The sequence below is a fragment of the Marinobacter sp. Hex_13 genome (assembly GCF_001566815.1).
Taxonomy (GTDB): domain Bacteria; phylum Pseudomonadota; class Gammaproteobacteria; order Pseudomonadales; family Oleiphilaceae; genus Marinobacter; species Marinobacter salarius.
In genome coordinates this window covers 1-11,060 of the sequence record NZ_LSMM01000014.1, presented here as the reverse complement: position 1 = coordinate 11,060, position 11,060 = coordinate 1, and the positions used below count along the sequence as shown (strand labels likewise).

The window sequence follows — 11,060 nt, the reverse complement described above, 5'->3', positions numbered from 1 at the left end:
TTCGCTGGTGTGGACAATAGTAAAGGAATGGCGTTTGTTATAACGGCTGAACATCCATGGTTTGAGCGCCTTAAGAATGAACCTAATAGTCTTCTGAAACCTTATATTACAGGGGATGATATAACCAGTTATGCTCTTCGTAAAACAGATCGATACGCTTTGGGTGCTGCTGACAAGACGCTAGAAGAGATTGAAAAAAATTGGCCCATTGCATACGAGTTTTTAAATGAAAAAGTTAAACCAACCCGAACTCCTGAAGCATTAAAAAGCTACAAAGGTCTTTACGATCGTTGGTGGCAGTTCTGGAATCATCGCGCCAAATTAATGCGCAGGCTTCGTAAGCAAGAACGTTTTATTGCCTTTGCCAAAGTTGCAAAATATCCGGTTTGTATGCTGGCACCGTCGGATTGGATCTACACCAACAAAATATTGCTGATCGGCGCGGAAAGAGATGATCTGTTTGTCATTTGCTTGAGCGCATTGTTTCGAAATTGGTTATATGCATTCTCTGTGCGCAGTTTGGGTGCGGACACCAACACGCTCACCCTTTCGATTCGAGAGTCAGTATCTACATTTGCTCTGCCTAATGAATCTGTATCGAACAGAGGCTGTGCGATGGCAACACGCTTTCAGGAGGTTGCTGTCTCTTGGAGTGCCGACCATGAATGTGGTCTGACTGATACATTAAATGCGCTTAATACGCCAAGCTGTAATGATCCGTCTATAATTGAACTTCGCCAGACCATGGCCTCTATTGATTCCGAGGTTGCTTTAGCCTACGGCTGGGATGATCTCGATATTACCTACGATTTCAGAGATTTTAGTGGTGGTTCTGCAAATGACCCTTGGCGTTGGGCTCTATCGGAAGATATAACGGCTGAATTGATACGTCGGCTCACGGAGTTAAATAAGCAACGCTTTGAGGAATTTTCGCAGGCACAAGATGCTGAGCCCGGCCAAGCCAAGCGCAGACGCCGTTCGAAAGTCGCTCGACCTTTACCTCAGGAGGATTTATTTTCCGGAGATAATGGATGACCGCACTTCCGCCGACCGCCCAAGCTCCACCCCCCCAAGGTGATCTATTTGGACATGCTCCATTTGCCGAAAGCCTTGCCAGTAGCATTTTCCGTTACCCAGGCAATGATGGCTTGGTACTGGCACTCTATGGCCCCCTGGGGCTCTGGCAAGTCCACGGTGCTTAATTATGTCCGGCACTTCCTGGAACAGCTCCCGGACGACATCGGCGCATTTGATGGCTAGAGGAAAGTAAATGACGGATACATACAAGATGACGGTGGATCTGAACGTGCTTGACCACCTCGGAATCAACCTCTACAGCAATATCGCCGCCGTTCTGACTGAGGCCGTCGCAAATGCCTGGGATGCCGATGCCGAGAAGGTCGACATAAAGATTGACCCCGACGGTAACTGGATTGAGATCACGGATAACGGCATCGGCATGTCGGTGGATGACATGAATGGAAAATATCTTCGGGTCGGTTATAGACGACGAGACGAGGATGTCGAGTATGGCAAGGTCACGGCTAAGGGCCGACCTGTTATGGGCCGAAAAGGTCTCGGCAAACTGTCTCTTTTTTCAATTGCGAATGTCATTGAGGTCGAATCCGCCAAGGACGGGGCTGCACACGGTCTTCGTATGACAGTGAAAGGGATCAACGAATCGGTGCAGAAGAAGGAGCCATTTTATAGTCCCGATTCCTTACCTACTGACGAGATAAAGGTCTCCAAGGGAACGCGCATCGTTTTGCATGACATCAAACGACAGCGGCTTGGGCGTGGCGTGCTGGCGCTGCGAAAGCGTCTGGCTCGCCGTTTCTCTGTGATCGGCGAAGTCCATGGGTTCAAGATTGATCTCGACGCTCTCCCCATTACATCCGCCGATCGCGGAGACTTGCCGATGGTGCAGTTTCTCTGGCAACTCGGTGATGACGCTCTCGACCTGACTTCCGCCACACAACTTCTAGAACAGGAGTCGTTGCCGAATCGTTTTGATGCATGGGAAGAAGACTGGAAGGTCAGCGGCTGGATTGGCACTGCACGATTGCCAAAACAGCTGGATAGCGAGGATGCAGGGAATCTGAATGGGATCGTCGTATTTGCTCGTGGCCGCCTGTTTCACGAGAACATCCTGGACAGGCTGAACGATGGGAGGCTCTACACTAAGTACCTCACCGGGCAGATTGAGGCTGATTTCCTTGATGCGGACGACGCACCTGACATTGCGACCAGCGATAGGCAGCGCGTTCAGGAGGATGACCCACGATATGAGCAACTGATCATATTCCTGAAATCACGCCTGACGCAGGTCGAAAAACGCTGGACAGAATGGCGTAGGAAGCATGAGGTCAAGGAGGCAGAGAAGGCTTCACCGGCTCTCACCGAATGGCTGGGCTCGCTCCGTGAAGGCTACAGGAAGAATGCGGAGACGTTGATCGCCAAACTAAGTGCTCTGCCAGTGGACGACGAGGAGGACCGAAAGACGCTCTATAAGCACGGGATCCTTGCCTTCGAGCGGATGAAGCTGCGTGGCTCCACGGATGAGTTCGTGATGGGGGTTGAGAGCGCAGATAAATTGCTGGCCGTGCTCGCCGACCGAGATGCACTGGAAGACTCTCTCTACCGTGACATCGTGCGATCGCGGCTTGACGCCATCCGTGCCTTCCAGAAGATCGTCGATGACGACGAGAAGGAAAAAGTGCTTCAGAAGTACTTATTCGATCATCTATGGCTGCTTGATCCCTCTTGGGAGCGAGCTACTGGAACCGAGGTCATGGAGTCTCGACTGCTGGATTCAGGGGTCGTCGTCGAGGATTTGACCAAAAAGGAGGAGCTAGGCCGTGTGGACATTAAATATCGTTTGATGGCCGGAAAGCACATCGTAGTCGAGCTGAAGAAAGCTGGCCGCAATATGAAGCTTCTCGAACTTCAGGAGCAAGGCCAGACCTACGTGGACAAGCTCAGGAAGATTCTGCTCGCCCAGAACGAGTCAGCGCCGAACATCGAAGTCATATTCGTGATTGGAAAGCCAATTGAGGAAGAGGGTTCCAATCCTGACCGGTTGAAGTCGTCAATGGCCGCGATTTCTCCGGGGAGCCGTATCGTCCACTACGACACGCTGATCCGTGGAGCGCAGGAAGCCTATTCCGCCTACATGGATAAGAGCAAGGAACTTGATAAGCTTGAAAACATCGTGAACAGGATTTGAGGTGTCAAAGGTATGACAAAAGCATCCAACGCATGGATCGCCATTGATAACGGACTTTTCGCTGCTTCGACGTTGGCACCCTATACATTGTGGCTGAATGGCGAGCGATCTCTGTATCAATCCATCGTCGATGACGATTGGATTTTGATCCTGAGCGCCGCTGGTTATATCACCCGGGTCGGAAAGGTCCTTCGCCTTCGTTCCGATCTGGAGAGCACCACGATTTACTTCGACCGAATGCTAATGGTCGATATGCCGGTTCCCATCGGCCACACGACACTCACTCCTCCTGCTTCGAGTAGCGTTCGTCGAATTCAGTGGACGGATTTTCTGGAGGCACTCCCCAAGGCATTGCACAAGAGCATTGCCGATGTGCCTGTCATTGAGGATCAGGCCTATATCCGCGAGCTACTGCAACTGGCCACTATGGATGATCTGCTCGGTCCTGCTGGCGGTCCCCGAGAGCGCATTGTCGATATGGGTGTACGCGACCGCTACCTAGTTGGCAAACTGGCCCCGCGGCAGGCAGTCCAAGGCGGCATTGAAGGGCTGGAAGGGGCGCTCGCTAATGAGGATGCCGAGGAGCCCATTGAGGAGAAGGTTCCTGGGCATCACGAGCCTGGCGCGGAGTTTGGAACGACTACCGGTCGTGTGGAGCCGGAATCTGATACCGCCGACGAGATAGACGCAGCTAGCAACCAGTCTTTGGTGCCCAGCAGCCTCGGCATGACCTTTTGCGTGGATGGCGATGTCGATCAGATTGAGGTAGAAGCGCGCTGGGGACGTTATGAGCGCGTACCTAATGATGAGCATGAGCTGCTTAAATCTAACGGACAGAAGGCCAGGGTTTGGCAGCGGATTCCTTGTGGCGGCAAGATTAAGCTGGCGCTCAACCAAGGTGTAATTACACATCAAGCACCCGACAACGAATTTCCAGAAGTCCGCGTACAGGGCTCCATTCGGGCTAAGAATGCTAATGGTGACCGGCTGGTCACATTGTTCCTTGTCAATGCACAGGAAGAGCCTGACACAAATAGAGATACTGCATGGGTGTTCCAGCCTGAATTGATCGTTCGTTCGGAGGAGAATGCTGCCAAATGCGCAATCTTCCGACGCCGGCCGGTGCTTGACCCAGACGGGGTAGACCCCGAGCGCGAGGCGCTGGAGATGGTCTACCGCAATCGTGTCGAGTTTGCTGTCGGGCATGGCGTTGCTGTCCACGCTGAAACTGCAGACGATGTGACGCTAGCCACCGAAGTTCGTACCACTGTAATGCCTCATTACGAAGTGCAGGTCACAGAGACGCCGGGCCTTGATAAATTCGACCGCCAGGCGATGCGCGAGATGGTCAGTAGTGGGCTGCTCGATATGCAGAGGCTGGCGACCTTAGAGATCGAGCCGTTAGTAGATGCCTTGAACATGCTGACCAAAGATTACTCCGCTTGGATTGGTGAGCAGCGCGACGGTATAGGCTCAAAGGTGACCGGCTACGACGCTCAATCGCAACTGGCAATGGATCGCTGCGAAGAAATCCTTGAGCGTCTACAGCAAGGCATTGACACGCTGAAGAGTAATGAGAAAGCGCTGGATGCCTTTCGCTTTGCCAATCGTGCGATGGCTACACAACGTGTGCGCAGTCAATACGCGCTAGCTATGCGCCGGGGCGAGGATGTCACGCTCGATCAATTCGACGTGCTGAAGAACCGCAGTTGGCGCCCGTTCCAGTTGGCGTTTCTGTTGCTCTCGATTCCGTCATTAGCGGATCCTAGTCATCCCGACCGAGTTCAAGCTGTCGAGGCTTATGCAGACCTCTTGTGGTTTCCCACTGGTGGCGGCAAGACCGAGGCCTATTTGGGTGTGGCGGCCTTCACGATGGCCATCCGGCGTATGCAGGGTAATCTCGGTGGCTACGACAGCTCACGCGGTTTGGCCGTGATCATGCGTTATACCCTGCGTTTGCTGACACTCCAGCAGTTTCAGCGCGCCACGGCACTGATCTGCGCGATGGAGGTGTTGAGACGTGAGGCACTGGAAAAGGGCGATAAGTCCCTTGGTACTGAGCCCTTCACCATTGGTCTCTGGGTTGGTAACAAGGTCACCCCGGGCACGACGGAAGATAGCCACCGAGCGATTGAAGATGTGCGCAACCCAGGCAAATACAATGCTGGTGCGGCCTCACCGGCACAGCTTACCAGTTGTCCATGGTGCGGCTCTGAAGTGGCTCCTGGCCGTGATGTAGAGGTCGACAGGGGGGCTGGTCGCACCTTCGTCTACTGCGGGGATAAGAAAGGTCGCTGCGACTTTTCCAAAGGCAAGTCGAGCAAGCAGTCTCACCCAGGGATTCCGGTGCTGGTCGTGGACGAGGAGATTTACCATCGCCCGCCCACCATGATGATTGCCACGGTGGATAAGTTCGCGATGATGGCTTGGCGTGGCCAGGTCCGAACTCTCTTCGGTCGTGTGGGACAGGAATGTGAGCGGCATGGCCTGCTTTGGCAAGGTGCTGATTGCAATGGTAATCACCAAGCCGGGAAGGGGTTCCCTTCCTCCAAAGTGAAGAGCATCAGCCCGATCCGTCCGCCTGACTTGATCATCCAGGACGAGTTCCATCTAATCAGTGGCCCCCTTGGTACCATGGTCGGCCTGTATGAGAGCGCTGTGGATGAACTGTGCGGCTGGGCGCTTGATGGCAAGACGGTTAAACCTAAGATCATCGCCTCGACGGCAACGGTGCGTAAAGCCAAGGAGCAAGTTAACAACGTTTTCATGCGTCGTGTTTCAGTGTTTCCCCCGCATGGCCTGGATGTGGAAGACAACTTCTTTTCGGTACAACGGCCGATCAAGGAGAGGCCGGGGCGACGTTACCTCGGTGTGTGCTCACCTGGCAGTTCTCGCCCGGCGATGTTGATCCGCGTCTACACAGCATTCCTGACAGCAGCGCAAGAACTCTTTGACCGCTTTGGTGAGCCTGCTGACCCGTACATGACGATGGTCGGCTATTTCAATTCTCTTCGTGAACTGGGCGGGATGAAGCGTTTGGCGGAGGATGACGTGCAGACACGTTCCTATCGCGTCCAGATGAGCATGGTGGAACGACCCGCATTGGCTCAGCGCAGTATTAGCAATATTTGCGAGCTGACCTCTCGGGTATCAAGTCAGGATATTCCCAAGTACCTCGATAACTTGGAGGTAAAGTTCAAGTCCGAGTTCGATTCTGCTTCCGGGAAGTATGTCACCCGCTGGCAGGACGGAGACACACGAGCCATTGATGTCGTGCTGGCCACAAACATGCTTTCAGTTGGGGTCGATGTTAACCGGCTTGGAGTGATGGCTGTAAACGGGCAGCCCAAGGGAACGGCTGAATACATTCAGGCTACCAGTCGTGTCGGGCGTTCCTTCCCTGGTTTGGTCTGTACGGTGCTGACGTGGGCGCGCCCGCGTGACCTTTCACATTACGAAACCTTTGAGCACTACCATGCAACGTTCTATAAGCACGTCGAGGCGCAATCAGTAACGCCATTCTCCCCACGTGCGATGGATCGAGGTCTGACAGGTTCACTGTTGAGTCTCATGCGTCTGGAAAACGACGAATTTAGTCCGAACGAAGGTGCTGGCCAACTGGGCATGTCTAATCAGGCAGAGATTGCCGATGCTATTAAGGTGTTGTCCTCCCGTGCAGGCAACGTAGCCGAAGACAATGCGCGAAAGCAGTTGGCCGAAACCGAGCTGAAAGAGCGTGCCGACGAATGGGCAAAAGAAGCAAGTAGAGGCGGTCGAATTCTGGCCTATGAGAAACGAGGTCCCGAGAAGGACAAGACCGTTGCATTGATTAAGTCGCCGGGACTCCAAGCCTGGGATAATTGGACCGTACCAATGTCGATGCGAGAGGTAGAGCCCGGAGTGCGCCTGATCATGAATACGAGTCATATTACGGATGACCAAGACTGGAAGCCACGTCCTGTAGAGCAGGATGAGGATTGAGTATGATCATGAACAATAAAACTCCTGTTGGCGAAGTGCGTCCCAGCCAATTGCTATGGACTTATGGTCCCGGTGCATTGATTGACTTACCTAGCCTGTCCGTAGTGACACTAGGCATTGATAAATGGGAAAAAGATCGCTGTCAGCCGATTCAAGAGGCGCGGCTTCTAGCTGCAGTTCGCAAGGTGCTTGGTTCTCAGGTGGAGAACCTAAGGATGCCGCCGTTCCAGAAGAGTGACCTCGTCGATGTCTGGTCTGCGGAGGCGAATATTGGTGTTCCCGTCCGGCCATTCCCGCGCTGGATGCGCTGCGTAAAGTGCGGCCTGCTGTCGCCTTTTGATGCAGGATTGTTCGATATTAAGGAGAACCGCTTTAGGCCGGAGCGAACCCGCTTCGTTCACAAAGGTTGTCGCGGCTCTAAGGGGGACCAAAGGCCTAAGGACGCAGATGCTGTTCCCGCCCGTTTTTTGTTGGCCTGTCGTGATGGTCATCTTGATGATTTTCCTTGGCACTACTTTGTTCATGGCGGTAATAGCTCGTGCAAGGGTACGCTACGCTTCTTCGAGAGCGGCGCGTCGCTGCAAACAGAAAACCTTTGGGTCAAGTGTGATGCCTGTGGGCTATCTCGCAGTATGGCTCACGCCTTTGGTAAAGCGGGCAAAGAGAATCTACCTGGGTGTCGTGGGCGGCATCCACATCTTGATCACTTTGATAACGAGTGTGGCGAAGAACCGAGAGCCGTTCTGTTAGGGGCTACGAATAGCTGGTTTCCCATCACGCTTTCTGCGCTCGCGATTCCTCAGGCTAAGGATCCTCTTGGTCAGCTTGTCCAGGATGGATGGGCGTTTTTTGAAGATCTTGATTCCGAAGCTGAGGTGTCAGTAACGGTTAAAACGCTGAAGAAGACCGGCGCGCTGCCGGGAATTGACAAATATGCTGTGGCCGCAATCTGGGCGGCTATTAAGGGGCTCCGTAACGGCGGAGGGGAGGAGGTCGTAGGTGAAGCCGACATCAAGGGGCCTGAGTGGGATGTGTTGACGGAGGCGAATCCTCCTTCAGACTACCCACACTTCATGAGCAAGAAGGTAGGCATTCCGCCAAATCTCGTAGACCATATCAGCCGAGTTCTGCTTCTTGAACGCTTGCGTGAGGTAAATGCGCTGCTGGGTTTCACACGGGTCGAGGCTCCTGAAGAGTCAGGAGACCCCGATGAGAGCCCGCAGATGGCCAGCCTGTCACGAGCAATGCCAGATTGGGTCCCAGCAAACCAAGTTCACGGCGAAGGAATCTTTATTCAGTTTGATGAGGGTGCCCTCACCAAATGGGAGTCTTTGGATGCCGTAAAGAAAGTCGACCAGATGCTCCGTGGTGGTCATCGGGGGTGGCGCAATTCTCGCCATCTAGACCCCAGTGAGGGATACCCTGGCATTCGGTATGCAATGTTGCACACGCTCTCTCACCTATTGATTCGTGAGCTCGCATTGGAGTGCGGATACAACGCCGCGAGCATTCGTGAGCGCATCTATGCTGATACCACCAGCGATAGCTCACAGGCAGGCATTCTGATCTATACGGCTGCGGCCGATTCAGACGGCACGCTGGGTGGGTTAGTTGATCTTGGTAAGCCAGAAAATTTAGGCCGATTGCTGGAGCAAGCATTAAACCGAGCGAAGGTCTGTTCTTCCGATCCACTTTGTTCTGAGCATGACCCAGAGAGGGACCGCTCCCTGCATGTCGCTGCCTGCCATGCGTGCAGTTTGGTGGCTGAGACCTCTTGTGAGAGAGGTAATCGTTACCTGGATCGATCACTTCTAATATCAACACTTGAGCGCTCTGACGCAGCTTTCTTCAAGGGCTTTTAGATGGATGAGCTACTGGATGCCATATCAGCGTTGGTTGCTCTAGTTTCACCAGAAAAGGTTGATGCTGTTGCCGATCGTGTTCGACAAGCAGAGGCCAGTAAAGCTACAACGGCATTGTCGAGCGTGCTTGGAACCCCCTTGGCTAGAATTGCGGTCGGTAAGCTTGCGGCGGCGTGGCAAAACACCGAGATCGCTTCAGGCGAACTGGCGTCGATGCTTCGTTCCGCCAGCTACGTGTATGCCAAAGCCGCGTCAGAGCAATCCTCCGAGCTCGTGTGGACTGGCCCGACGACGCCCTTCGTATCGGCGCGTCGAACAGAGCAGGCGCTTCTGCAGGTCATCAATTCCGCTGAACAGTCGTTGTTTATTACCAGCTTTGTAGCCTATGAGGTTACATCAATCGTGAATGGCTTGAACTCTGCCATTGATAGGGGGGTGTCAATCTCAATGTTGCTAGAACTATCACAAGAACACGGTGGCAACATTAGTTTCGATACCATCAGTAAGATGAGAGGCTTGGTTCCTACTGCTAAACTTTATGCTTGGAGCGAAAAGGCTGACTGCTTCGAAAATGGAAGTGTGCATGCCAAAGTCGCAGTAGCTGATGGGCGCTCCTGTTTTATTACAAGCGCCAATCTGACAGGTTATGCCATGGAAAGAAATATGGAGGCGGGCCTACTTCTTACTGGAGGGGCTATTCCTGTGATGCTTGAGGAGCATTTGCAAGCGCTGGTTTATACGGGCGTTATATCGGCGGTGTGAAATTTAGTTGTGAGGGTTTAGTCGTATATTTTCCACCCAATTTCGCAGGCTAGATAATTAGCAATAACGATTCTGATGATCACCCCTTCAATATCATCAATTGAAAGGTAGCGGTAATATCCTTCCTGGACTTCAATCCAATCGTTTACCAATAGCTGCATGGTTTTCTGGTCGCCAGAAAGAGAGGCCATGCTGATCTCGGCAGCAAGCATGCGCTGATGGCTTCTTGAGCCAATTTCGCTGATCAGATGTTGGATGTGTGCTGCGTTGAAAGCTTCTATTTGCTCTTCTGATAGTGAGCTTAGTGCACCACACCAGTAGTGATCGGGATCATGAGCAAGTTGCTGGCTAAGCTCGTATGCGGCATGCCCTCTTGCTAGTTTTAATACTACATTTTTTACTCTTTCATATTCAGGGATGAATGAGATTAGCCCGTTTGAGTCTGTTTTGGCTGATTCTATTCTAGCCTTTAAAGCCGGAGACCTACTCATCGCTTTAGCAACTGAGGGTCTTCTCATCCTATCTGGATTAGTGGAACCAGCGAGCACGGATTCCAGGAGGCAAACAAGGTACTGTTCATCCTTGGAAAAGCCTTGATTGCAAGATTTGCAGGCGCTGACAACAGGTAAATTATCTGGATATGGCGGCTCTAAAAGAATGCGAGATGGAACATGGTCGCGCGTATTTGCAGAACCGCCACAGTAAATGCAGCCACTTAGTAGTCTATAGTCTGAAAAATTCTGTAATTGATCCAACGTTGCTCTCCAGGCTGTTTGAATTGTTATACTCCCTCTCTTTAGGGCTTCAACCAGCTAGACTCTAAATCGTCAACAGTGTGGCAAACACCCTTTTTTATTTTTTATTATGTTGTAAATCAGATGGTTGAGTCTCTATTTGAGTCCGGCCTCTGTAACCAGATTAAAAGTGTAGCATTGAGTGTAGTTCACCCCTTTGCTGGCTTCGAAATACCTCTGATTTTATCCAACTGACACCTTTGTATTATTGATGTATGTTGAATCAGAAAAAACTCACTTTACCTCCGAATATTGGTTCATTAAATAAAAGTGGGCATGATATGAAAATTGCTCTAGGGAGCGAGATTTTTCCTTTCTCAATTGAGGACATCCCCAAAACGCACGTCAGTACTAAATCAGTGGGGCCGATGGGGGCTTCACGCGACTATCCAGCATGAGTTCTATCAGTCGGCGCGGCGGCGAATCGTTTTCAGT

7 protein-coding genes are annotated in these 11,060 nt (G+C 52.3%); 6 read left to right on the top strand and 1 reads right to left on the bottom strand.

Features of this window, described 5'->3' with window-relative positions:
- The 6 genes from AXW11_RS03985 to drmC form a co-directional block, all read left to right on the top strand.
- A partial coding sequence (locus AXW11_RS03985; protein WP_286791875.1) for a hypothetical protein occupies positions 1-1,035 on the top strand: 1,035 nt, incomplete at its 5' end.
- A 48-nt stretch (positions 1,036-1,083) separates the two neighbouring features.
- Positions 1,084-1,260, top strand: a complete 177-nt coding sequence (locus tag AXW11_RS03980) for a hypothetical protein (protein WP_286791874.1) — start codon at positions 1,084-1,086, stop codon at positions 1,258-1,260.
- A gap of 10 nt (positions 1,261-1,270) precedes the next feature.
- A complete protein-coding gene (locus tag AXW11_RS03975) occupies positions 1,271-3,226 on the top strand; it encodes a BbrUII/HgiDII family restriction enzyme (RefSeq protein WP_286791872.1) in 1,956 nt (651 codons plus the stop codon).
- Between the two features lie 12 nt (positions 3,227-3,238).
- Complete coding sequence (gene drmA / locus AXW11_RS03970; RefSeq protein ID WP_286791870.1) at positions 3,239-7,207, top strand: DISARM system helicase DrmA; 3,969 nt, start codon at positions 3,239-3,241, stop codon at positions 7,205-7,207.
- 2 nt (positions 7,208-7,209) lie between these two features.
- Entirely contained in the window at positions 7,210-9,069 is a 1,860-nt protein-coding gene (gene drmB, locus AXW11_RS03965) for an MrfA Zn-binding domain-containing protein (RefSeq protein WP_286791869.1), read from the top strand.
- Complete coding sequence (gene drmC / locus AXW11_RS03960) at positions 9,070-9,831, top strand: DISARM system phospholipase D-like protein DrmC (protein ID WP_286791868.1); 762 nt, start codon at positions 9,070-9,072, stop codon at positions 9,829-9,831.
- 17 nt (positions 9,832-9,848) lie between these two features.
- Here drmC and AXW11_RS03955 read toward each other — a convergent pair whose 3' ends face one another.
- Positions 9,849-10,586 (bottom strand): hypothetical protein, encoded by a 738-nt coding sequence (locus AXW11_RS03955; protein ID WP_286791866.1) that lies wholly within the window; start codon positions 10,584-10,586, stop codon positions 9,849-9,851.
- Positions 10,587-11,060 lie beyond the last annotated feature (474 nt).